This is a genomic window from Rhodococcus sp. IEGM 1241, assembly GCF_033142365.1.
In the GTDB taxonomy this organism is placed as follows: Bacteria; Actinomycetota; Actinomycetes; order Mycobacteriales; family Mycobacteriaceae; genus Rhodococcus_F; species Rhodococcus_F erythropolis.
Genome location: NZ_JAWLSE010000004.1, coordinates 626,487 through 649,984, shown reverse-complemented (window position 1 = coordinate 649,984; position 23,498 = coordinate 626,487). Strand labels below are relative to the sequence as shown.

At 61.6% G+C, this 23,498-nt stretch carries 25 protein-coding genes; 10 read left to right on the top strand and 15 right to left on the bottom strand.

All coding sequences use genetic code 11. The annotated features are described in order from the left end of the window. On the top strand, positions 1 to 351 hold a 351-nt coding region (locus tag R4P70_RS21335; protein ID WP_411742485.1), incomplete at its 5' end, for an HNH endonuclease family protein. Between the two features lie 41 nt (positions 352 to 392). On the opposite strand, the gene R4P70_RS21330 is transcribed toward R4P70_RS21335, so the two are convergent. The 4 genes from R4P70_RS21330 to R4P70_RS21315 all read right to left on the bottom strand — a co-directional run bounded on the left by R4P70_RS21330 (position 393) and on the right by R4P70_RS21315 (position 3,963). Next, complete coding sequence (locus tag R4P70_RS21330; RefSeq protein WP_020906453.1) at positions 393 to 563, bottom strand: hypothetical protein; 171 nt, start codon at positions 561 to 563, stop codon at positions 393 to 395. A gap of 354 nt (positions 564 to 917) precedes the next feature. After that, positions 918 to 1,286: a hypothetical protein gene (locus R4P70_RS21325; protein WP_029537646.1), complete on the bottom strand. Its 369-nt coding sequence runs from the start codon at positions 1,284 to 1,286 to the stop codon at positions 918 to 920. A gap of 288 nt (positions 1,287 to 1,574) precedes the next feature. After that, positions 1,575 to 2,693 (bottom strand): Ig-like domain-containing protein, encoded by a 1,119-nt coding sequence (locus R4P70_RS21320; protein ID WP_182262506.1) that lies wholly within the window; start codon positions 2,691 to 2,693, stop codon positions 1,575 to 1,577. Positions 2,694 to 2,748: 55 nt separating this feature from the next. Then, on the bottom strand, positions 2,749 to 3,963 hold the full coding sequence (locus R4P70_RS21315; protein ID WP_317831594.1) for an Ig-like domain-containing protein: 1,215 nt from the start codon (positions 3,961 to 3,963) through the stop codon (positions 2,749 to 2,751). Between the two features lie 297 nt (positions 3,964 to 4,260). Here R4P70_RS21315 and R4P70_RS21310 point away from each other — a divergent pair, with 297 nt between their 5' ends. Genes R4P70_RS21310 through R4P70_RS21300 form a run of 3 tightly spaced genes read left to right on the top strand, consistent with a single transcriptional unit; the run spans position 4,261 to position 6,868 of the window. After that, positions 4,261 to 5,760 carry a SulP family inorganic anion transporter gene (locus R4P70_RS21310; RefSeq protein WP_317831592.1) on the top strand — a complete coding sequence of 500 codons (1,500 nt, stop codon included), beginning with the start codon at positions 4,261 to 4,263 and terminating at the stop codon, positions 5,758 to 5,760. A 35-nt stretch (positions 5,761 to 5,795) separates the two neighbouring features. Further along, on the top strand, positions 5,796 to 6,221 hold the full coding sequence (locus tag R4P70_RS21305) for a MerR family transcriptional regulator (protein WP_019747166.1): 426 nt from the start codon (positions 5,796 to 5,798) through the stop codon (positions 6,219 to 6,221). Positions 6,222 to 6,247: 26 nt separating this feature from the next. Next, on the top strand, positions 6,248 to 6,868 hold the full coding sequence (locus R4P70_RS21300; protein WP_019747165.1) for an L-threonylcarbamoyladenylate synthase: 621 nt from the start codon (positions 6,248 to 6,250) through the stop codon (positions 6,866 to 6,868). 12 nt (positions 6,869 to 6,880) lie between these two features. On the opposite strand, the gene R4P70_RS21295 is transcribed toward R4P70_RS21300, so the two are convergent. Next, positions 6,881 to 7,840: a helix-turn-helix domain-containing protein gene (locus tag R4P70_RS21295; RefSeq protein WP_317831590.1), complete on the bottom strand. Its 960-nt coding sequence runs from the start codon at positions 7,838 to 7,840 to the stop codon at positions 6,881 to 6,883. A gap of 163 nt (positions 7,841 to 8,003) precedes the next feature. Here R4P70_RS21295 and R4P70_RS21290 point away from each other — a divergent pair, with 163 nt between their 5' ends. Beyond that, entirely contained in the window at positions 8,004 to 9,116 is a 1,113-nt protein-coding gene (locus R4P70_RS21290; RefSeq protein ID WP_024487546.1) for an NDMA-dependent alcohol dehydrogenase, read from the top strand. A gap of 43 nt (positions 9,117 to 9,159) precedes the next feature. Here R4P70_RS21290 and R4P70_RS21285 read toward each other — a convergent pair whose 3' ends face one another. From R4P70_RS21285 to R4P70_RS21270, 4 genes are all read right to left on the bottom strand, one after another. Further along, positions 9,160 to 9,420: an alkyl sulfatase C-terminal domain-containing protein gene (locus R4P70_RS21285; RefSeq protein ID WP_317831588.1), complete on the bottom strand. Its 261-nt coding sequence runs from the start codon at positions 9,418 to 9,420 to the stop codon at positions 9,160 to 9,162. Then, a complete protein-coding gene (locus R4P70_RS21280; protein WP_317831586.1) occupies positions 9,369 to 11,063 on the bottom strand; it encodes an alkyl/aryl-sulfatase in 1,695 nt (564 codons plus the stop codon). Before R4P70_RS21280 ends, R4P70_RS21285 begins: the two co-directional genes overlap by 52 nt. Positions 11,064 to 11,162: 99 nt before the next feature. Continuing rightward, positions 11,163 to 11,726, bottom strand: a complete 564-nt coding sequence (locus R4P70_RS21275) for a TetR/AcrR family transcriptional regulator (RefSeq protein WP_060938324.1) — start codon at positions 11,724 to 11,726, stop codon at positions 11,163 to 11,165. Continuing rightward, positions 11,723 to 12,958 carry a cytochrome P450 gene (locus R4P70_RS21270; protein ID WP_084326934.1) on the bottom strand — a complete coding sequence of 412 codons (1,236 nt, stop codon included), beginning with the start codon at positions 12,956 to 12,958 and terminating at the stop codon, positions 11,723 to 11,725. Before R4P70_RS21270 ends, R4P70_RS21275 begins: the two co-directional genes overlap by 4 nt. Before the next feature lie 95 nt (positions 12,959 to 13,053). On the opposite strand from R4P70_RS21270, the gene R4P70_RS21265 reads away from it, so the two are divergent. Continuing rightward, positions 13,054 to 13,899, top strand: coding sequence for a glycosyltransferase family 92 protein (locus tag R4P70_RS21265; RefSeq protein ID WP_182262502.1), 846 nt, complete (start codon positions 13,054 to 13,056; stop codon positions 13,897 to 13,899). Positions 13,900 to 14,005: 106 nt separating this feature from the next. Here the strand turns inward: R4P70_RS21265 and R4P70_RS21260 are convergent, their stop codons facing one another. Then, positions 14,006 to 14,167, bottom strand: coding sequence for a hypothetical protein (locus tag R4P70_RS21260; RefSeq protein WP_161120888.1), 162 nt, complete (start codon positions 14,165 to 14,167; stop codon positions 14,006 to 14,008). 203 nt (positions 14,168 to 14,370) lie between these two features. Here R4P70_RS21260 and R4P70_RS21255 point away from each other — a divergent pair, with 203 nt between their 5' ends. After that, positions 14,371 to 15,132 carry an SDR family NAD(P)-dependent oxidoreductase gene (locus tag R4P70_RS21255; protein WP_020723638.1) on the top strand — a complete coding sequence of 254 codons (762 nt, stop codon included), beginning with the start codon at positions 14,371 to 14,373 and terminating at the stop codon, positions 15,130 to 15,132. On the opposite strand, the gene R4P70_RS21250 is transcribed toward R4P70_RS21255, so the two are convergent. After that, positions 15,114 to 15,326, bottom strand: a complete 213-nt coding sequence (locus R4P70_RS21250) for a hypothetical protein (protein ID WP_228118235.1) — start codon at positions 15,324 to 15,326, stop codon at positions 15,114 to 15,116. The genes R4P70_RS21255 and R4P70_RS21250 overlap by 19 nt on opposite strands. A 144-nt stretch (positions 15,327 to 15,470) precedes the next feature. Between R4P70_RS21250 and R4P70_RS21245 the strand changes: the two genes are divergently transcribed. The 3 genes from R4P70_RS21245 (at position 15,471) to R4P70_RS21235 (ending at position 18,740) form a co-directional block, all read left to right on the top strand. Further along, positions 15,471 to 16,415, top strand: coding sequence for an alpha/beta fold hydrolase (locus tag R4P70_RS21245; RefSeq protein WP_172932336.1), 945 nt, complete (start codon positions 15,471 to 15,473; stop codon positions 16,413 to 16,415). Positions 16,416 to 16,676: 261 nt separating this feature from the next. Next, complete coding sequence (locus tag R4P70_RS21240) at positions 16,677 to 17,450, top strand: VOC family protein (protein WP_019747156.1); 774 nt, start codon at positions 16,677 to 16,679, stop codon at positions 17,448 to 17,450. Positions 17,451 to 17,585: 135 nt separating this feature from the next. Continuing rightward, positions 17,586 to 18,740: an alkaline phosphatase family protein gene (locus tag R4P70_RS21235; RefSeq protein ID WP_021333167.1), complete on the top strand. Its 1,155-nt coding sequence runs from the start codon at positions 17,586 to 17,588 to the stop codon at positions 18,738 to 18,740. On the opposite strand, the gene murJ is transcribed toward R4P70_RS21235, so the two are convergent. From murJ to R4P70_RS21215, 4 genes are all read right to left on the bottom strand, one after another. Further along, the gene (murJ, locus tag R4P70_RS21230; protein ID WP_317831575.1) at positions 18,726 to 20,342 is read right to left on the bottom strand and encodes a murein biosynthesis integral membrane protein MurJ; all 1,617 of its coding nucleotides are present in this window, start codon (positions 20,340 to 20,342) and stop codon (positions 18,726 to 18,728) included. The genes R4P70_RS21235 and murJ overlap by 15 nt on opposite strands. Positions 20,343 to 20,439: 97 nt before the next feature. Next, on the bottom strand, positions 20,440 to 21,468 hold the full coding sequence (locus R4P70_RS21225; RefSeq protein WP_003945837.1) for a beta-ketoacyl-ACP synthase III: 1,029 nt from the start codon (positions 21,466 to 21,468) through the stop codon (positions 20,440 to 20,442). 161 nt (positions 21,469 to 21,629) lie between these two features. Then, positions 21,630 to 22,271: a response regulator transcription factor gene (locus tag R4P70_RS21220; RefSeq protein ID WP_003945784.1), complete on the bottom strand. Its 642-nt coding sequence runs from the start codon at positions 22,269 to 22,271 to the stop codon at positions 21,630 to 21,632. Then, positions 22,259 to 23,497 (bottom strand): sensor histidine kinase, encoded by a 1,239-nt coding sequence (locus tag R4P70_RS21215; RefSeq protein WP_021343074.1) that lies wholly within the window; start codon positions 23,495 to 23,497, stop codon positions 22,259 to 22,261. The genes R4P70_RS21220 and R4P70_RS21215 overlap by 13 nt, the downstream gene beginning before the upstream one ends. Position 23,498 lies beyond the last annotated feature (1 nt).

Below are 23,498 nucleotides of genomic sequence, written 5' to 3'. Positions count from 1 at the left end.
GTCGCCCACATATCCCGAATCCGTGGAAGGAAGCCCAGGATGATGTCAACGGCACTACCTACTAGCTACGGATTACATGTTGTCGCACTCTCAGACGCCTGGCAGAAGGGCGCGCAGCAACTCGACACGCAAACGCGAACCAATCTGGCCAACGACCCTCGAAACCTGCGCGCTGTCGACGGGCCCACCAACCAGAAGAAGTCGGATTCCGACGCGGCGTCGTGGCTGCCACCCAACAAGGCATACCGCTGCCAGTACGTGACTGCTCAAGTGGAAGTAAAAGCGGCATACGGTTTGTGGGTTACCCAAGCCGAACACGACACCATCGCAGACATTCTCGCGACCTGCTGAACTCTTGCGGTGATCAGCCACATTTGATCAGAGGACTCTGATCAGCGACCTTTGATCAGATACCGCACAATCGCCATCCCGAGCGCGAGGCCCAACACGGTGGCCAGCGCTGCAACCAGACCATGGCCGGTCAGTGCGACGAACACACCGGTTATGACTGCGACGACGGCAATGATCCCCGCGTCCACTCTGCTTTGACCACGTTCAGGCATGGCACTCTCTCGTGCTGTCAGGTCCGTCCGCTCCCCTCGTAGCGGACGGCCCCAGCGGCAATCTGTCGAAATGCGCGAACTCTGGTGGCCTCACCGGGCTGACTTTGCGGGCGGTCCTGCGAGGCCGGCACGTCCCCCGGAGCCAACTCACATCGGTTCACGAAGTCCGTACCTTCGCAGAATATACCGATTGGTAGGTAATTACTGAGGGCTAAAGTCCCTGGTCATGGACTCATGCGACGAGTGGTCGAAAACTCGAGACGAACGAGCGCATCCGCGAGCCGAGCGTTCAATCGAGATGGCAGAGGGCCGTGGTCACGTCCAGAGGTCCATCTCGACATAGAGTGGAGACGTCTAGGACCCGAAAAGCGATCCGAGATCCAACGATCCGACTGACGACACTCTCTTCCAATCAGCGCAATACGCGGTGGTGAAGCGAGAATCCGTCAAGAGAATGGTGACTGTCGCCGGTTCGAGGGTGCTTTCGAACTCGAGGACATTCAATTCACCGTCGCCGTCGACTTTTGCCCGACCGTATATGCACGGCATATCAGCTGATACGGGTCCAGACGTCGTGTAGGTTCCCGGCAACACCTCCCACGGCACGTCGAACAGCCCATGACCGGGAATCGTTCCCGGCGCTGCTGAGGCCGCAGACGTCCCGATCATTGCCACACCGACAGCTACTGCTGCAGCGGACGCGAGCAAACTAACCTTGCGCATTTTCCCTACCTTGTTCATACCTGAACCGCAGCGGCGAGTTCGAAGGCTTGTTGATGTAAGAACCCGCGGTTCGCGCAGTTCTTCAACTAACGGTAGTAAAAGGGCACGAGTTTTGGTGAGCTACCTTTTGTGGTTCTGGCCCGATTTCCGTGACGGAGACTCCCATTGAGAAAAATAGGGAACGCCGGCGTTGCGGCTCTCGGCATGATTCGAACCTGTCATTCCAGTATTCGATCACACAACCGTATTCGAGCCGAAACGTCGACGCTCCCCTGCCGTTTGGGTGACTCAGCCTCCGAGTGAGCCCGTCGGCAGCTTCGAGAAGATGTCCCCGAGGCTTCCGGTTCCACCAGGAGTTTCCGGTTCCGTCGGATCCACCGGCTCGACGACGATGACGCCGGGCACGGTGACGGTCACGGTCTTGTCTGCAGATTCCGAAGAACTGAACTTCTTGGTACCCAAGAACTTTGCGGTGATACGATGCTCGCCCTGGTCGCGGAACGGCCAGACCAGTTCTGCATGGCCATTGGAATCGACTGTGGCGCTACCGATCTTCGTCTCGCCGTCGAAGAACTCGACCGTGCCCTCACCCGGGTTCGGGTCGATACTCGCCGCAATCTTGACGTCTTCGCCCGTCAGTGCCTCCAGTGCGACAGCGACCGTCGTCTCGGTCTGGTTGGTCGCGAATACCTCGGTAGTCGAGAGGGCGCTGCGTCCCTCGCCCGAAGCAACACAATACCCAGCGGCATTGACCCACCGGGACTCACCGAAACTCATGCTCGTGTCTTTGATCTTGATACTCGGGCTCGTCGCCCCGGCGCGCAGGTGCGTCGTCGCGTTTCCCTCGTCGGACCGAGCTTCGAGTTTCAATTCGACTGCCGGCAAACGAAAGTCCGTGTTGGCCTTGACTTGCAGCCCTTCCTTGGGCTTGTTGTCGCTGGCGCTCGGACCGTCGTTGACTGTCTTGTTGCCGGTGCCGGTAATTCGCAGGTACTCACCCGCCGGGTTCGCGTTTCCGTCTGCGCCCACCCGGAGCAGCACCGCAGTCTCGCCGGTCAAGTTCGACGACGAATCACCGACGAGGGAGTACGACACCAGGGTTGCCCCTTGCGGTAGTGCGATGTCGTACTTGATACGACCGGTGTCCGAGTCCGAACTACGCATGGTGCCCGGATGCAGTTTCACTGTGAACTGTTCGCCCGGACGCACGGACGTGGGCGCCGTGACCTCCAGGTTGTCGGAGAACGACGAATCCCAATCGGTGGCGCCGTCGACCCGGCACTTGTGTTCGAAGGAAACTGTTCGCGTCACGGTATCGGAAGCCGCTGCTACCGGAGCGGACACAGCGAGGAGTCCGGCCGCGACAGCTGGTACGACTGCGCAAACAGCCAGAGAACGGGAGTTCATATGTTGCCTTTCAAAAAGACTCGGTCATCGAGTGTTCGGTGAAGTAGGACCGTGATCACTTGCCACCGAGCGAACCTGTGGGCAGCTGCGGCAGAACGGACTCGAGGCTGCCGAGACCACCCGGAGTGCCCGGATCGGTCGGGTCGGGATCGACCGGGCCTGTTGAATCACCGGTCACCGTGAGCATGTGTGCCGCCGACGTGTACTTCGCCTCGTCGCCGGTAGCTGTGAAGACTGCGGTCACGGACTTGGTACCCGCCTTACCGAAGGTCAGATCCAGGCGGGCAATACCGCGAACCACCGGCCGCGGGTCACCGACGGGCTTGCCGTCGACCATGAACTGTACTGTTCCCGTTGCGTTTTCCGGATCGACGTGAGAAGCAAAAGACACCTTGGTGCCGGTAGCGGCTGTCGTCGGCCCTTCGAGCGTCGTCACGATGTCTGCTCCAGGCTCGGGATCAACAGGTCCGAGGTCTCCGTCGATTTTCGTGGAGGCCAATGCGCCGGCACCGGCGTTGAGGGGACCCGTCTCACCGTCGCGAGGAGAACAGGATGTGGGCGCCCAGATGGTTCCCGCGAGCCAGTGACTTACCTGAGGGAGGAAGGTCAAAAACGACTCCGGCCCGCCGAAAGTACCTGCAGCACCCGAAGTCCGGACATTGGTTTCGACTGCGCCGGACGGCCCGGCCTTTACGGTGATTCTGATCTTCGGAAAGACGATGTTGGTCTCGGCTCCGGACTGAGCGTTGATCGCAAGCCCGCCGTGCGCACCCGACGACGATGACGGACTGTTGCCAATCGCTTCGTTTGCGCCGGACAACCGGAGTATCGGACCGTCCGCTGCGGGAGTGCCGTCTTCGTTGACACGAATCACCGAAGCAGGTTTCCCGGCAACAACATTGCCCGGATCGGTGACCGTCGCCGAAACGAACTCCGCGTTGGTCGGAATCGGCAGATCGATCTTCAGACGCGAAATCTTCTTGACACTTGCGCCGCTCACATCGTTCGGGATCTGGACGCTACCCGGATCCACCTCGATGTCGAAGACTTGACCTGGCGCCACGACCGAAGGAGCCGAAACTCGCACCGTAGCAGGCTTTCCGTCTGACGAAGGACCGGAGAACGCACTCGGAACTGCGCGGCACGTGACCTGAAACGTTGTCGACGTGGTTTCTGCAACGGGCGCCGCGGCCGCCGGAATCACGGCCACAGCGGTTCCACCGGCAAGGAGACCGGTAAGGAGCGCAGCATTCAGTAGGCGTTTTGACATGATGTCCTCTCGGAACAACCTGATTGACGTTTGCCGCCGAACTGTAACGGAGCCAACGCCCGAGTTGACCCGTTTTCAATAAACAAAAACCACACAGTAGGTAAATAATTGGTAAGGGTTACTGGTCGTCACATCTGACCGCCGCCGCGAGCCTTGCCTCTCTCGATCAATCTCGCGGTTCGAGATTCACTGCGGGGAAACATAATTCGACAGGAATTCGCGCCGTAGTGAGAACTCCGTTCATACTCTACCCTTACGGGAGGGTAGAGTATGAGAACCTCGTCAGGACGGAATCTCATGGCAGTAACCATCGCTTCATCCACCAACGACAATTCGGTTCGGGCCGCGCTCCGGTCACCTCGCCGTCTCAAAACGGAAGTTTTGGCCGGACTGGTCGTGGCGTTGGCACTGATTCCCGAGGCGATCTCGTTCTCGATCATCGCCGGCGTCGATCCGCGGGTAGGACTGTTCGCGTCGTTCACGATGGCAGTGACCATCGCCGTCGTCGGCGGACGACCCGCAATGATCTCCGCAGCTACCGGCGCCGTCGCACTGGTCGTCGCTCCACTGACGCGCGAGTACGGAATCGACTACCTGATTGCGACAGTCCTTCTGGCCGGCCTGCTCCAGATCGTGTTGAGCCTCCTCGGCGTCGCCAAGCTGATGCGCTTCATCCCGCGCAGCGTCATGGTGGGATTCGTCAATGCACTGGCCATCTTGATCTTCATTGCCCAACTCCCCCACCTGATCGATGTTCCGTGGCTCGTCTACCCACTTCTGGCCGTCGCCCTCCTGATACTCGTATTCCTGCCGAAACTGACCAGCGCGGTCCCGGCTCCACTGGTGGCGATCGTGTTACTGACCAGCGCCACAGTCATTTTCGCGTTCAACGTCCCCAATGTCGGCGACGAGGGCGAGCTTCCGTCGAGCCTGCCGACGCTACTGTTCCCCGACGTCCCTCTGGACATGCACACACTGTCGATCATTGCTCCGTATGCATTGGCCATGGCGCTCGTCGGCCTCCTCGAATCGTTGATGACGGCCAAGCTCGTCGACGACGTCACGGATACTCACTCGAACAAGACCCGAGAAGGGTGGGGCCAAGGCGTCGCGAACATCGTCACCGGCTTCTTCGGAGGCATGGGAGGGTGCGCGATGATCGGCCAGACCATGATCAACGTCAAGGTCTCCGGCGCTCGCACTCGAATCTCGACCTTCCTGGCGGGCGTGTTCTTGCTGATACTCGTGGTCGGCCTCGGCGATGTCGTGGCGTTGATTCCCATGGCCGCATTGGTAGCCGTCATGATCATGGTCTCGGTCGGCACTTTCGACTGGCACAGCGTCAATCCGAAGACCCTGCGCCGCATGCCGATCGGCGAGACATTGGTCATGCTGGTCACCGTGGCGGTCACCGTCGCGACCCACAATCTTGCCTACGGCGTGATCGTCGGAGTGATCACCGCGATGGTCATCTTCGCCCGCCGCGTCGCGCATCTCACCGAAGTGATCGACGTCGCGCATCCGGACGAGGACACCCGTGTCTATGCGGTTCGAGGCGAGCTGTTCTTCGCATCCAGCAACGATCTGATCTACCAGTTCGACTATGTCGACGACCCGAAGAACATTGTCATCGATCTGTCCGAGTCTCATGTCTGGGACGCGTCGACCGTGGCGACACTGGACGCGATCACCACCAAGTACGCGGCCAGAGGCAAGAATGTCGAGATCGTGGGGCTCGACGACGCATCGGCCGAGCGCCATCTGCGCCTGTCCGGACGCCTGGGTGACGGTCACTGAGAGTATGGAAGCCCAGCGCGACGAAAGTAGGAGTGATGTCTGAGCCGGAACATGCGGTCCAGGGACAGAACATGCAGATCGGGCAGGTTGCCGAACGCACCGAACTGTCGATCAAGACGATCCGTCATTACGACGAGGTCGGTCTGGTCACTCCATCGGAGCGGACCGCCGGAGGATTCCGCTTGTACACCGAGGCGGACGTCCAACGGCTACTGGTAATCCGACGAATGAAGCCGCTCGGATTCAGTCTCGAAGAAATGAAACAACTCCTCAATTCCCTGGCAGTGCTCGGCGACGAAGCTTCGGACGCGTCAACACGAACCGCCGCAACCGAATTCGTCACCGCCTGCCATACCCGGGCGGAAGAAAGCTGCACACACTTACGTAAGCAACTCGCCTACGCCGAAGAGCTGACGGGATTGCTCGCCGACCACAGTCTGAACGGTGAACGGCATTCGTGATCTGCAAGCTGAACTAAGCTGGGTTGATGGCCCGATACTTCGACGTTCACCCGGAAAACCCGCAGCCGCGCGCGATCAGCCAGATCGTCGAAATGCTGCGCAACGACGCGGTCATCGCCTACCCCACCGACTCCTGCTACGCCCTGGGTGCCCGAATGGACAATCACTCGGGCACCGATCGGATCCGCGAGATCCGTCACCTGCGGTCGGATCACCACTTCACGCTGGTCTGTGCCGACTTCGCGCAGCTCGGGCACTTCGTCCACGTCACCAACTCGGCGTTCCGCGCGGTGAAAGCCGCTACGCCTGGGCAGTACACGTTCATCCTTCCCGCCACGAAGGAAGTTCCGCGTCGGCTGGCACACGCCAAGAAGAAGACCGTCGGAGTGCGTATCCCCAGCCACCCGGTAGTGCGGGCGCTCTTGCAAGAGTTGGGTGAACCGATCCTCTCCAGCACCCTTCTCCTGCCCGGCGCCGAGGAGCCGATGACGGACGGCTGGCAGATCAAGGAAGAACTCGACCACCAACTCGACGCCGTCATCGACTCGGGTGACTGCGGCACCGAGCCCACCACGGTGGTCGACTATTCGTCCGGTGCCCCCGAGATCGTGCGCGTCGGCGCGGGAGATCCTTCCCGATTCGAGTAGGCGGCCCCGACGTCAGCTCCGCATTTTCCGAGAGCGGAATGCCGCCGGAGAAGTCCCGAACCGTTCTTTGAAAAGTCGCGAGAAGTGGCTTGCGTCGGAGAAACACCATCGGGTGGCGATCGAGGTGATCGAACTGTTCGTGCGACGCAATTCTTCGCGTGCCCTGGCCAACCGCCGCGCCCGTACCGTCCCGTTGAACGTCTCACCGGATCGGCCGAAAACTCGCTGGACCGTCCGGGCCGAGACCGCGTGGGCGGCGGCAACAGAGGTCAACGACAACGACGGATCACACAGGTGCCCGTCGATCCAGGCATCGATCGACAAGCGCAGCGCGGCGGAACCGACAGCGTCCTCAGTTCCGATGGTCTGGCTCACCGCCCCGTCGAACAGTTCGAGGGTGGCATTTCTGGCCGCTGATACCGCGGATTCAGGAAGTGCGGCCAACGAATCGGCCAGCATCGACAGATAGGAAACCAACAAACGTACCGACGGTGAGTCCCGTTCCAGCGCGCCGCCGAAAGCCGGCCACGCTCGACCGGAGACTTCCGCCAGGGCCGAGCGAGGAATCAGCAAATTGATCGAACGAATCGACTCCAGCACCTCGAACTCGGCCTGATTGCGCGTATCCCACAGAACTACGTCACCAGCGCCCACGAGAATCGTCTCACCTGCTCGTGTCAGCGCTTCGCGTCCTGACCGGATTGCGATCAGCACGACCCAGTCTTCTGTGGCTTCGGATACCTGAGTTGCGGTTCGCTTTCCTGTGCACGGATCGCAGCTGAGGTCGACGAGACCGAAGTCGTCCAGCGAGCGCCGCTTGACCGATGCGGCGAATCCCTCGCGGAGAATCGATCGGGATACCTGCACATCAAGGGGAATGAATTGCTCCCGCAGACGAGATTCCCACCAGAGGCCTCCCATACCGACAGGAACGCCGTCGGCAGTCTTCTCTCCAGACCGGGTGGTGACCATAACTAAGGTTATCGCAAATTCACTTCATGGATTGGCGAAACGGCGCGAAAACACCAGACCGTGGCGCGCAGATGCATGACCTAGGCCCCCGAGGGGAGACAGCATGTGTCCAGGAGCAGACGAGAAGACACTGCGCCGCGAAGCACGCTCGAAGGGAATGTCGATGAAGGCGAAGGCCGCAGTGCTGTGGGATCACAACACACCGTGGAGTGTCGAGGAGATCGAGCTCGCAGATCCGAAAGAACGTGAAGTCCTGATCAAAGTGGTTGCCAGCGGCATGTGCCACTCCGACGATCATGCTGTGACCGGTGATCTGGCAGTCCCACTCCCCGTGATCGGTGGCCACGAAGGCGCGGGCATAGTGGAGAAAGTCGGCCCCGGCGTGCGAGACGTCGAGGTAGGCGATCACGTCGTCCTCTCCTTCATTCCCTCGTGTGGACGCTGCCGTTGGTGCGCAGTCGGACAGAGCAACCTCTGCGACCTCGGCGCCATTCTGATGGCCGGCGCACAGGTCGACGGGACGTACCGCGCGACAGCTCGCGGGCACGACGTCGGAACCTTCTCGCTTCTGGGAACTTTCGGCAACTACACGGTAGTGCCGGAAGCGTCCGTGGTGAAGATCAACAAATGGATTCCCCTCGAGAAGGCCTGCCTCGTCGGCTGCGGAGTCACCACCGGTTGGGGATCTGCCGTCAACACCGGTGAGGTCTCGCCCGGCGACTCCGTGGTCGTCGTCGGAATCGGCGGGATCGGTGGAAGTGCAATCCAGGGGGCGAAGATCGCGGGCGCGAGGCACATCGTGGCAGTCGACATCTCGCCGGACAAGAAGGCCATGGCCGAAACTCTCGGAGCGACCCACTTTGCTTCGTCGATCGACGAGGCCATGACGCTGGTCAACGAATTGACCTGGGGCGTCATGGCTGACGTCGCGATCCTGACCGTCGGGGTGGCGAGCGGCGACATGATCCAGCCAATGGTCGGACTGATCCGCAAGGGTGGCCGCGTAGTCTTGACAGCGGTCTCACCAATGGGTGCCACTGACACACAGTTGCACCTCGCCGAAATGACCCTGTTCCAAAAACAGCTCCGCGGAAGCCTGTTCGGCGAATGCAATCCTCGCGCCGACATCCCCCGTCTACTCAACCTCTACGAAGCCGGGCTCTTGAAGCTCGACGAAATGGTCACCACCGAGTACCGCCTCGAAGACATCAACCAGGGCTACGACGACATGAAGTCGGGAAAGATCATGCGCGGAGTCATCATTCACGAACACTGATCATCGATCAGTCGCACCAGTCACGGCGTGACTGGTGCGACTGTCACGGCGTCACGATGTCGAACCACAGATCGAAGTCCTCCAGCAGCGAGATGAACGTCTCCAGTTCAGACTGATCTCCCACAGCTTTTGCCGTTCCGGCCTTGATGGATTCGGTGAGCGAGGTCGTTCCCAGATACACCTCGTTGAACACGGCACGGGTCAAGGTCAGAGTCAGGGCGGCCGAAGCATCTGCCTTGTCCGTGTCGTAGTTCAGCACGCCGTTGCACACTGTGACCAGGACGTTGTCCGCGGTGTCGGACAATACGAATCGCAACGACAGGTCGACGTCGGCGGCCTTCGGGCCATCGAGGCGAAATCCAGCATCTGTTCGAGCGGCATCACTGCGACCACGGCCGGGCCAGTGGGGTTGTTGGACGGCATCGGCGCCAGCGGATGCCGCAATTCCATCGCTCCGACCAGGTAGAAGTTGCGCCACGTACCGTTCTCGGCTTGGTAGCCGAGTTGTTCGTACGTGTCCGCCAACAACTCTCGCGCTTTCTGATTACTCGGATCGGCGAACACCAGATGGTTCACCAACTCCGCGGCCCAGCGGTAGTCTCCGTCGTCGAACGCCTGCTTGCCCTTGGTCAGAAGCGCATCGGGTCCGCCGACGGCTTCGACATAGCGCTTGCCGTTCTCCACCGGCGGATGAGGATTGAGGTGAGCGGGAACGCCGTCGAACCAACCGAGATAGAAGGTGTAGATCGCTTTGACGTTGTGACTGAGCGAGCCGTAGTACCCGCGGTTGTACCACTGCTTTCCGATGGCGTCGGGTACCTCGATCTGGTCGGCAATCTCTACCGGTGTCAGTCCCTTGTTGGCAAGACGCAACGTCTGATCGTGCAGATACTTGTACAGGTCTGCCTGATCCGACATCAGCTTCAAGATCTTGTCGTTGCCCCACGTGGGCCAATGATGCTGCGCGAAAATGATTTCGACGTCGGGAAAAAGTTCCATCGCCAGACGAACGTAGTGCGACCAGGCCTTGGCGTCGCGAGTTTTGGCGCCGCGCAACGTGTACAGGTTGTGCATTGTGTGCGTGACGTCCTCCGCTGACCCGAGCGCCTTGAAATCGGGTAGATAGAACAGCATTTCGGACGGCGCTTCGGTGCCCGGTGCGAGCATGAACGTCACGCGCACACCGTCGATGACTTCTTCGTGTACCGGTTCGGTGATGACGTCGGTCGGCACCGCGAACGTCGACGTGCCGTGCGACGTGGACAGTCCGAGACCACCGGAAACCTGCCCCTGCGGGCCTGGACGCATGAATGATCCGTACATGTACATTCCGCGACGCGTCATCGCTGTGCCGGCGAGCACGTTCTCGGAGATCGCTTCCTCCGTGAAACTGTCTGGTGCATAGACTTTTACGGCACCGGACTCGATCTCTTCGTCGGTGACAAATCCTTTGACTCCGCCGAAATGGTCGCCGTGGGAGTGTGTGAAGATAATTGCCTTGACCGGGACCTTGGGGCGGTGCTGGTAGTACAACTCCAGCGCAAGAGCGGCTGTTTCCGCGGACATCAGGGTGTCACCGATGATCAACCCGGTATCACCCTCGATGATCGTAGTGTTCGACAAGTCCTGACCGATCACCTGGTAGAGGCGATCGGCAAGCTTGAAGAGCCCGCCGCCCTTTCCCATCAAAGTGGCTTGGCGCCAGAGACTCGGGTTGACTGTGTCCGGCGCTTCGCCGTCGGCGAACCCGTAGGCGCCGTAGGAGAAGATGAACTGTCCTTTGTCACCCTTGACCAACCCGCCGTCGATGAGCGGCGCTACCAGACCTCGAGAAATCAGTTCGAAGTCGAATGTGTCATCGAACGGAAGATCACGGAGAACCTGGGCATTCGCAAGGCGAGTCGCTTCGGTAGCGGGCTTGGGGTCGAGTTCGGATGGTGTAGTCATCTTCTCTTACGCTCCTCGGGAACTCGCGATGTCCTGTGTCTGGATACCGGTTCATCCTCGATCGCCACGTAGTCCTCGCGCATCACCCGGAAGGGATGATCACGTGGTTCGTCCAGCGTTCAACAGCGCAGCAACGAACTCACGCACCAACGTCCGCTCGTCGTTCTCGTCCGCCCCCGGCACCATGAGCAGTGAGAGGATCACTCGCACGATCCAGCGTGCTCGTGACGCTGTGCCTGCTCCGTTTTCACCGAGCATCGCGACGCCCAGTCCGTTGATGACGTCGGATGAATTGGCAAGTTCACCTGCAAGACTCGCATCACCCGGAGTGAACCATGCAGCCAACGTCGGAGTGCTGCGCACCGCGGAGACTGCGGTGAGCATCGCCGTTTCGAGACGCTCGCTCGGATCATCGATGGTCGCTACCGATTCCGCGATCGCAGTTCCCAGCCTGCGCGCTTCGCGGTGAACGAATGCAATGTGAAGGGCCTGCCGATTCTCGAAGTACCGATACAGGGTGGCCCGGGAACATCCTGCAGCAGAGGCTATCTCCGCCATACCGACGGCGTTGACACCTTTCTCGACGAACAGTTGCGCCGCACTGTCGAGGATCTTCTCGGCTGCCGCCAAGGCGCGCCCCTCACCGAGCCAGTCGTTGCTCACGGCCGGGTCACCGACATCGGCGCTGTGAGTGGACGGCGCACGTAGTTGCCCGGCGCGTATTGCATCGCGTCGATGTCGATATGGAAATCTGGAATCCGGGAGAGTAACTCTTCCAACGCAACTCGAGCCTGCATCCGAGCTGCCGACGCCCCCAGACAGTGGTGGGCGCCATGACTGAAGGTGAGAATCTTCTGCGGTCGACGCAAGACGTCCAACTCCGCCGCGTCGGGTCCGTACTTTTCGGGATCACGATTGGCCGCACCGTACATCAACAGAACCTTACGTCCTGCCGGAATCACTTTGCCGCCCAAAGCCACATCCCGAGTCGTGGTGCGTGCCAGTCCTTGGACCGGTGAGGTGAGTCGAAGCAACTCGTCGACCGCGTCGGTGATCAATGCGGGATCGTCCAGCAGGATCTGACGCTGATCGAGGCGTTCGGTCAGCATCGCCACCGAACCACCCAGCATTCCTGTCGTGGTGTCGTTTCCACCGGCCACCATGGTGAAGGCGAAGCCCAGAATCGACAGCAGGCCGGACATGTCGCCGTCTTCACCGAGTCCAGCGGCGAGCAGGTGCGAAATCGTGTCGTCACCCGGTTCGACCTTGCGGCGTTCGATCAGCGACGCGAAGTACATCATCAACTCACCGGTGGCGGCCTGCGCCGTCGTCGCTGCCGCGGCCACGCCACCTGCCGAATTGGCAGCGACAATGGCCTCGGTCCAGCCGTCGAACTGGTCACGGTCCGATTCCGGCACACCCAGATAGTGTGCGACAACCATCGACGGCAACGGTTTGAAGAGCTCGACGACGATGTCGCCGCTGCCACGCGCTTTCAGCGCCTCGATACGTTCGACGACGAATTCGCGAACCATCGGCTCGACCGCCGATACCTGACGCGGAGTGAAACCCTTCGACACCATGCGCCGGAACTCCGACTGCACTGGCGGATCCTGCATCACGAACGGCGGATTGTCCTGCATCCCGATCTGCTCGAGCTCACCATAGACGGTGGTCAATCCCTTTGCCGACGAGTACGTCTCGTAATCACGAGCGGCGTTGTAGACGTCTTCGTGACGGGTGAGCACCCAGTAGTCGTCCTGCGGCGAGGCTTCCGGCACCACGTTGTGCACCGGGTCGTTCTCTCGCAATGCGTCGTACATGGCCCAGGGCGAACGCCAGGACTCCCCGGTGGAAGGAACAAACCGTGGCGAATGTGACACAGATGTTGTCATGACTCGACTATGAGACAAATTGATAGATGTGTCAACCTATCTCCATGTTCAATATCGAGTAACTCGCTTCCACGCAGAGCACTATCGTGTGTCGGGTGATCACGGACCCGAAGAACCACCCAAACAGCTCTGACACCGGACGCCGCGCCGTGGTTGCGGTCCTGCTCCCCCGCGAACATCTCCCCTTCATCAGAGACTGGTGCCTGCACCACATCGAGCAAGGCTGGGAGGTTGTTCTCTACGACAACACCGGTTCCGTCGGGTCCACCCGCAAGACAAGCGCATTCAGCCTCAACCGTTGGCACGGCCGCAGCGAGGACAAGAGAGGCAACTCTTACGGCGCCTTCACCCGATCGATGTCGGACAGTGAAGTTCAGGTCGCATTCCGCAAAGAACTGCACGACCTTCCGGTGACGATCGTCGACTGGCAACCGCGCGAGGAGGACGGTCGGATCGTGCACGGACAGGTAGAGGCCTACGTCGATTACGTGAGCCGGTACCGCGACACCGTCGCGTGGGCAGCATTCATCGACGCCGACGAATACCTCGAACACGCACCAGGATTGGACTGGGAGGCTCTACTTGCCGGAGTTACTCAGGCGGATTCACACCGTGTTGTTCTCGACGCTCTGGTCTACGAATCCAGGTGGACGCGCGACGGGCAACTGCGAGACGTCGAGGAATTGAAATGCCTTGGACTGCAAAGCCACGGCTGCAAGAACATCGTGAGGCTGTCGGAGATTCTGCGAGCGGACGTCCACTGGGGATGGAAGACAAGCGAACCGGACAGCCTGGTGCGGCCCGACCGATCCCTCTTCTACTTCCGCCATTACCGCGGTTCGGAGGCGGCACTCGACTTCACTCCGCTGCCGAACTTCGGACCCCAAATCCACGAAGAAGGTGTGGATGTTCCGGCGGCAATTGACGCATCACAGAATTGAATGTGCCTGCAAGACACAGACATTCAGGCACAGATAGACCTCCGGCCCGCGTCCACGAAGGCAATGCCTTCAGGACACGGGCCGAAAGGAGCGTAAAACTTGCAGATCAAGCCTTGGGTGCGGCGGTGCTGCCAGCGTTGCCAATTGCACCAGCGAACGTCGCGATAGCTGCGATGCCGGTGATGATGCCTGCGAGTCCCGCAAGGATCTTTGCGCCGTCAGCAAGGTTGCCTGCGGTGATCGGATCCATACTTCCAGTCTGTGCCATGTCTAGCTCCTCATCATGGTATTTACGCGGTCCGCGCGTACGGTGTGTAACGGCGCTCACAATATACGTAAGACAGCCGAAATTTGAAGCGGTGCCGTTGAGTGGGACGTAACTCACATCTCATCCAGCGGGAACCCACGAGTAACAATGCGCGATTCGGACAACGCTTCGGGAACCGTTGAATGACGAGCAGGAGAACAGCAGTGGGCAAGTTGGATGGAAAAGTGGCCCTGATCACTGGCGCAGGGCAAGGCGTCGGCCAGGGTGTTGCGTTTGCGCTTGCCAAGGAAGGTGCTTCCGTCGCGGTGGCGGGCCGCACTGAGTCGAAACTCGTCGTCACATGTAACGAGATCACCGAACGCGGAGGCCGTGCCGAACCGGTGCTCGTGGATATCGCCGACGCGGGTTCCATCACCGCTGCCGTGGCGCGAACCGTGGAACTGTTCGGCGGCGTCGACATCCTGATCAACAACGCCAGCCTCAACCCGCTCGGCAACGTCCTCGACCTCACTCCGGAGCGCCTTGCCGACGGATTGACTTCCGGTCCCGTCGCGACGCTGCGAACAATGCAAGCCTGCTACCCGTTCATGAAGGAACGCGGCGGCGGGGCGATCATCAACATGGTCAGTTCCGTGGCCGTCCGCTGGGACGCCGCCGGCTACGGCGGATACGCGGCCGTGAAGGAATCCGTCCGAGCCCTCAGTCGCGCAGCAGCGTGCGAATGGGGCGTCGACGGGATCCGAGTCAACGCGGTTGCTCCTCATGCATCCTCGCCCGGGCTACAGCGTTGGGCAGATGCGCGTCCGGAAGAGGCTGCCGCTTTTGTTGCCGGGATTCCGCTACGGAGGATCGGGGACTGCGAAACGGACATCGGCACCGCGGTGGCTTTCCTGGTCGGCCCGGATGCCGCGTATCTGACTGGAGCAACAATTCCGCTCGACGGTGGTCAGTCGCGCTGGGGCTGAGAGCTGGCGTCGTCGAAGGCAAGCACCGCCGACTTGGCTTCGGCGATCGGGCGGCGGAAAACGAAACCGACCAGAACGGATGCCAAAACCAGCGCGGCCAGAACAATGAGCCCGACCATCCACCACATGGTTTTCAGTATGCCCGAACCGACCTCCGCCGGACGCACACCACGGCCGTCGGAAAGCGATGACAACCGCGAAAAGTACTTGACACCAGTCAAATTCCGTTTTGCCCGTTTCCCGAGCTTCCCGATAATCCGTGATCGAGGACACAGTTTCGGATACCGAACCGGGACGAGAGCGTGACTGGAACCGCGCCTCGGTGCATCCTGTCAGGTATGGAATCCGCTGTTTCGGCCGAACCCGCCGACGGAAGCACCCTCACACACCCGTGGGGCGGGACAAGCAACATCACCGACCTCGGCGGTGATGTTCACTGGATCGACTTCGGCGGTCCCAGCGGAGCGCCGCCCATCGTGCTCGTTCACGGACTGGGCGGCTCGCACCTGAACTGGGTGCGGGTGGCACCGACGCTGGCGGCGCGCACGCGTGTGTACGCACTGGATCTCGCCGGATTCGGACTCACCTCTGCCCGTGGGCGGCACACCGGCGTCGACGCCAACGCAGCACTCCTGAATCGCTTTCTCGAGACAGTAGTAGGTGAACCTGCCGTCCTGTTCGGCAATTCGATGGGGGGAATGGTCTCGGCAATCTCGACCCATGCCAATCCCGAATCAGTTGCCGGCCTGGTGCTGGTGGATCCGGCGCTCCCCCTGCCCGTCCAACTTCCCGACCTGACCGTCGCCGCCCAATTCGCGCTCTACTCGATGCCGTACGTCGGTGAGCAGGTTCTCGGCTTCGGACGCCGGAAGATGTCCGACCGGCAGTTGGCCGCTCAGATGACCAGATTGTGTTTTGCCGATCCGACGCGAGCAGACCCCGCGGTCCTCGACGCGGGCGCTGCCTTGACTGCGATTCGTCGCGGCGAACCCACTCAGGATGCCGAGTTCCTGCAGGCAGCACGGTCACTGTTGATGACCCTCGCCCGTCCGGCCTCTTATCGAAAGACACTGCGAGAGATCGCGACTCCGACGCTCCTGATACACGGCGATCGCGATCGGCTTGTCCCGGTCGAGGCTGCCCGGGCAGCCGCCGCCGCACATCCACACTGGACCACCATCATTCTCGGCGATACCGGCCACACCCCTCAGTTGGAGATTCCGGACGAGTTTTCACGTCATGCGCTCGCGTGGCTCGATCGCACGGGGCTGATCACGAGCTGACAAGTACCGGCACTACACCCGCGGAACGGCCTCGCCGATCGAGCAAGTGCCCCATCAACTTCGGCGTATCAAGGACGATTCGGCGATCGACTACGTCGGCAGGTCCGGCCCACCGGTAAGCGCGAACGGTCAAATACTCCAAAGCTCTCGAGCCCTGGGAATGTGTCGGGGTACGCGCGTAGCGTGAGATTCGCGCCTTCCTCGGCCAAGCATTTGCGCGACCCGTACTTGTGTATCCGTTTCGGTAAAGGAGAGTTTCAGATGCCCGCACGCACAGCGCTCGACGGAACACCCTGTTGGATCGACCTCACCAGCTCCGATACCGAGGTCGCCAAATCCTTCTACACCAACGTGTTCGGTTGGCAGACTGACACAAACGACGACCCGCAGTACGGCGGCTACGCGATCTTCAGCAAAGACGGGCAGCCCATCGCCGGGCTCGGACCTCAGCAGGAGGGAAACCCGTACGGCAACGTCTGGACCACCTACATCTCCTCGACTGATGCGGCAACGTCGGCGTCCAAGGCCGAAGCCGCGGGCGGAATGATCATGATGCCGTCGATGCAGGTCGGTCCCCAGGGCAGCATGGCGATCGTGGGCGATCCTGCCGGTGCAGTCGTCGGTATCTGGCAGGCAGATCAGCACCACGGCTTCGGTCTGGTCGGCGAGGCCGGAGCCCCGGTGTGGCACGAGACTTTGTCCAAGAACTACGCCGCGGTCCTGCCGTTCTACACCGACGTGTTCGGCTGGACTTACGAGTCCATCGGCGACAGCGACGAGTTCCGGTACTCACAGGCCAAGCAGGGCGACACCGTCGTCGCCGGTTTGATGGATGCCAGCTCGTTCCTCCCGGCAGAGGTGCCGTCGTTCTGGCAGGTGTACTTCGGGGCGGACGACACCGATGCGGCCGTCGCCAAGGTCGTCGAATTCGGCGGCAGCGTCTTGCGCGATCCCGAGGACACGCCCTTCGGCCGTCTCGCGTCGGTGGCCGATCCACTCGGTGCCAAGTTCCAGATCTCCACGATCATGGAGTGAATCTCCGCGCAGAGGCCGCACCGGCCCGCGGTCTCTGCGCGCTGATCATCTGGAAAGTCCCGATTTGACCGCACGGATTTGAACACTCGCCCAGAAGGTATGCAGTTTTCTGCGTCCAACGCCTAATCTCATGGGATGCCCGCCCCCGCCCCTCTCCTCGATGTGTACTCGCAGCCGACTCTGTCGACGCTTGCGCCGTCGGTACTCGCTTCTCTCGGAGTGAGCGGCGAAGCGAACCGTCTCGATCTACAGCCCAGCCAGAAGACTGTAATTCTGCTGGTAGACGGGATGGGCGCGAACTTGCTCGCCCGCAACGCCGAACACGCACCATTCCTGAACTCACTGATCGGAACGCCCATACGGGCAGGATTCCCCACGACGACGGCCACCAGCATCGTCTCGTTGGGGACCGGGCTGCCCTCGGGGGCGCACGGAATCACCGGTTACCAGTCTTACGTCGAAGAAGCCGATTCGGTGTTCAACTGGCTGGGTTGGCACAGCGCGGGCAAGAAGGAATCTCAGACCGACTCCATCGTCCCGGAGACCCTGCAGCCGCAGGCCACGACCTTCGATCGTGCCGCGGCCGCCGGCATCACCGTCACTACCGTCGTTCCGTCCAAATTCGACGGCAGCGGCCTCACCCGGGCGGGAATGCGCGGCGCCCAATTCGCCGGAATCCAGGCATACGGAGACCTCCTCGCTCGCACCGTGGCCGCGTCGAAATCTGCCGACCGTACGTTCACGTACTGCTACATCAGCGAGATCGATGCACTCGGCCACGTCTACGGCCCCGAGTCCGAGCCGTGGATTTTCCAACTGATGCTTGTCGATCGACTGGTCGAGCAACTCGCCGCCGCTCTCGGTCCGGACGTGAGATTGCTGGTGACGGCAGACCACGGAATGGTCGACGTGTTGGACGAGAACAAGATCGACTTCGACAACACTCCGATTCTGTCCAAAGATGTACTCGCTCTTGCCGGTGAACCTAGATGTCGTCACATCCACACCCGAGAAGGCGCTGCACAAGATGTTGCGGACCGCTGGCGCGCCGAACTGGGTGACCGCATGTGGATCGGGACGAGATCCGAGGGCATAGTCGCAGGATTGTTCGGGCCTGCAGTGCATTCCGAGTATCACGGCCGGATCGGTGATGTCATCGCCATTGCGTCCGGGGACGTGGCCGTCGTACGTCGATCTGTCGAATCGGGACTGTCCGGCCTCCGTGGACAGCACGGCGCCCTCACTCCGGACGAACTGCTGGTACCGCTCTTGTCCTCAGGACAACAGTAGGGCCCGAGCCCGGCAAATCTCGGGAACACCGACGACCTTGCATGCGCCCAACAGGACGACTGCTCCGACGGCCGCACCCGCCGACAATGAAATAACAGCAGCAAGCCTGGGCTCGGGAACTCGGTTCTGAACCGCCACCACCAAAGCGAGCGCACAACCACCTGCCAGAATTGCCGCCGCCGAAATCCTTCCGACGGTAGCCTGCACGCGACGGAATCCCAACAGCCCGTATCGCTTTCGAAGCAGGATGTGGCCGAGCGCCGCTCCGCACACGTAGGAGAACGAGCCCGCCGCACAGACGGCCAGGACCAGCGTTTCGTCACTCGCCGACAGAGACGCAAGAAGAACGAGCGCCGTCTTGGCTACCACCATCACCAGCGCGATCACCGCGGGAGTTCGGGTGTTGTTGTCGGCGTAGAACACTCGAAGCTGAAGCATGACCATCGCAAAGGGCACCAGCCCGAATGCACTGACCGCAACGGCCGTCCCGATCAACCGGGCACTGCTGCCGTCGACCCGGCCGAAGAAGATCAGGGTGGTCAACGAGGGGCCGAAGACCATGAGCGCCACCGTGACCGGAATCAGCGCCACCACTGAATACCGGGCTCCCCGGCCGAGATCGGATACGACGCCGACGTCGTCACCCGCAGCAACCGACCTGGCGATCCGCGGCATCAGCACCGTCAACAACGACACACCGAGAATGCCGTACGCCACTTGAAACAGCAGATCCGCGTGCGTGTACATCGAGTAGACGTGACGGGAGAGAGTGACCTTCATCGTCACCCACACACCGATCTGACCGGCAACGACGTACACAAGTACCCAACCGAGCAACGGCGCCCCGACGCGCACCGGGCGCCAGGTGTGCGGTACGACCCGCACGCGAAGGCGCCACCGAAACCCGTTGCGGTGCAGCGCTCGAGCAACGACGGCGGTTTGCGCCACGATCCCGAGCAGAGTGCCGATACCGATCACCAGAACCTGCGCGGTGGTCATCGACTCGGGAGTCAGAGTAACCGGCCCCGGGATGCACAGGAAGACCGCGACCGTCACCAGAAGGACGACGTTGTTGATCACCGGCGCCCAGGCCGGCGCGCCGAACACTGATCGAACACTGAGTACTGCCGTCATCATCGCCGTGACGCCGTAGAAGAAGATCTCCGGCAGAAGCAAGTACGCGAAGAGCGTCGTCAACTCTCGTTGAGCCGGATCATCGATCACAGCCGAGACCAGAGGCGGCGCGCACACCACCGCCACTACCGTCACGAGCGCAAGAGCAAGCGCTCCGACGGTGAGAACGCGCTGCGTCTGCTCTCGTTCGAGCGTCCGCCCACGACTTCGCTGCCGTGTCAGATACGGAAGCAGAACGCTGGCGAGAATTCCGCCGAGGAGGAGCTGATAGACCATGTTCGGGAAGCTGTTGGCCGCGTTGTACGCATCACTGACCAGGGCGATGCCGAGGACCGCGGCAAGGGCAAGGGTGCGGACGAAGCCGGTGATCCGACTGACCGTGCTGGCGAGCGCCACTTGCCCGCCCATCTTCGCCAAGCTGCCGCCCGTCACACCCATACGTTCGGACTCCCCCATACTCTCGACCATCTCGCCAGAGTGCCACATCGCAGAGGTACGACGATCTGGACGGAAACGGAAGAGCGCCCCGAACCGTGGGGTTCGAGGCGCTCGTCACGAGAGAAGATCAGGCTGATTCCGCTCCAGCCAACGGCGGCATGACGACAACCTGGCCGGCGAAGGACAGACCCGCACCGAAGGCGAGAAGCAATGCCTTGTCGCCCGGCTTGCACTGGCCGTCGCGCAGCATCTGCTCCATGGCGAGCGGGATCGAGGCCGCGGACGTGTTGCCCGTCTCGGCGATGTCGTTGGAGACGGGGAAGCCCTCGGGCAGCTTCATGCTGCGAGCGATGACCTCGTTGATGCGCTGGTTTGCCTGGTGCGGCACAAAAGCGTCGATGTCCTCGATACCCAGCCCCGACTTCTCCAGGGTGCGAGTGGCGACCTTGCCCATCTCGAAGGCAGCCCAGCGGAACACCGCGGTACCGGCCATCTTGATCCACGGCCGAGGTCCGGTCGGGTTCTTGGTGTAGTCGAGCCAGCTCGGCTCCTGAACGATGGCGTCGGACTGGCTGCCGTCCGAACCCCACTCGACCGGGCCGATTCCGACGGTATCGCTCGGGCCGACGACAACTGCGCCTGCGCCGTCACCGAAGATGAAGCGAACGCTGCGATCGGTGGGCTCGGTGGCCTCGCTCATCAACTCGACGCCGACGACGAGTACGTGATCAACCGTGCCGCCGCGAACGAGGTCGCTGGCCACGGCAAGGGCGGTACAGAAACCGGCGCAGCCTGCCGCGACGTCGAATGCAGCCGGACCCTTGATGCCGAGCTCGTGGGCGACGATGGACGCAGCCTGAGGAGTCTGCAGGTCCCACGTCGACGTCGCGATGATCACGGCGCCGATCTGCTCGGGAGCAATGCCGCTGACGTCCAGTGCTTTACGGGCCGCGCTGATCGACATCGCGAGGATGCCTTCACCTTCGCCGGAGAACCGGCGCGACTTGATACCCGATCGCGTCTGGATCCACTCGTCGGTGGAATCGATCAGCTCGCAGATCTCGTCGTTGGTCACGACTCGCTCCGGGCGGTGAACGCCGAGCCCGAGAAGGACGGACTGCCGACCTCCGGCCACACTGGCAATCGGCTTACCCATTGATCGATCTCCTCGTTGGTTTCTGGTGATGACGCGCATTCGACATCACACGTTACGTACAGGACATAAGCCCCTGCCTCTCAGGTCACCGTTCGATCACGGCAACAACATGAGGCTGGCTCACATTACGCTTCGGTCAGGTATGTAGTCCAGATCCACGATCAGGCGCGTAAATGAGCTAGAACTGCCAAAACACGACGATGCCCGCTTTCGGAAGCCGACAGGCCGAGTTTTGCGAAGATATTTCCTATGTGCTTGCTCACAGCAGTGTCGCTGACGACCAGTTTCCTGGCGATTTCCTGATTTCCCAGCCCCTCCGCCATCAGTCCGAGAACCTCGGACTCGCGTGGGGTCAGTGATCTGATCGGATCGTCGGCGCGTCGACGGCTCATCAGTTGGGATACGACCTCGGGATCCATCACGGTTCCGCCGTCGACGACCCGGTTCAATGCGTCGACGAACTCGGCTACCTTGCCGACCCGTTCCTTGAGCAGGTACCCGACCCCGCCGGCGCCTCCTGCCAACAATTCACCGGCGTAGCGATCCTCGACGTACGCGGAAAGGACCAGGACGGGAAAGCCCGGGCGAAGCTTGCGCACCTCGATCGCCGCTCGAAGCCCCTCGTTGGTGAAAGTAGGAGGCATCCGGACGTCGAGCACCGCGGCGTCGGGGGCGGTCTCCTCGAACACCGTGAGGAACTGTGCGGCGTCGGAGACGGCAGACACCTCGAAGCCCTCTCCGCGGAGCAGCAGTGCCAGCCCCTCTCGCAGGAGAGCGTCGTCCTCGGCAATCAGAATCCGCACGGTAGTTCCACCCTCATCGTTGTCGGTCCACCCTCCGGGCTCTCCAATACTGCGGTTCCTTCGAAAGCCTCGACCCGGCGTCGGATACCCGCCACGCCGCCGCCCGGGCGTTCGTTCGCGCCGCCCTGACCATCGTCGATCACGTCGATGAGCATCGTCTCACCCAACGAGTCGTCCGACGCCTCCGTCCGTGCCGTGACGGTGACGCTGCGCGCTCCGCTGTGTTTTGCGACGTTGGTCAAGGCCTCGGCGACGACGAAGTACGCAGCAGCCTCGACGGCAGCCGGGGCACGGCGGAGTTCGTCGATCTCGAGTACGCAGGGCACGGCGGAGCGCCCGGCGAGCGCGGAGATCGCGCCCTCCAGACCCAACTCGTCGAGGATCGGCGGGTAGATGTCGTGCACCAACGTCCGGAGTTCGCTCAACGCCTCGGTGGCCGCATCCTGGGCCCGATGCAGTTGTGGCAGAGCCTGGTCCGGATTGTTCTGCAACGACCGCTCGGCCATCCCCAACATCATCACCACCGCGACCAGACGGTTCTGCGCGCCGTCGTGCAGATCCCGCTCGATGCGCTTGAGTTCGGCCGAATGTGCGTCGAGCGCCGCAGCGCGGCTGGCCGTCAGGGCGGTGACGCGCTTCGAGAGGTCCGAACGCGTGTCCGGCGCAAGCAAAGTCGTGGTCGACCAGCTGATCCACTTCGCCATCGCGGGGATCAACCACCACGCGATCAGGAGGTACAGGATGCCGATCAACGGCATTCCGGCAGCGCCCAACCACGACGTCACGGGGTACGGATTGTTGACGGGTTCACCGGCGGGCATCTGCTGCCAGTACAGCGGGACGGCAATCGAATTGAGTGCACCGAGTGGCAGAGCAATGGTCAGCATCGCCGCGACGAAAGCCCCCAGACCATGAATCGACAGCCAGGCCGCGTCGCGCCTGGTCGACTGATCGGTGAGGAACCGGCGCCAATCCCCGAAGGTCGGATTGCTTGGCATCGGTGGGTATCGCTGCAGAACAGGGCGTCCGGTGTACGCAGCCGTTCTCTTGCGGGCCAGACCCGCCCACCACCGGAGCACCCGCACGTACGACGGCAACAGCAACCAGCCGACGATCAGAATCGAGAGCGACAGCAGAATGAGACCGACCATCAGCAAGAACAGGGAGACCACGGCTGCCGCACCCTCGACGAGCACGTACACCGCAGCCCTGGTTCTCTTCTTCACT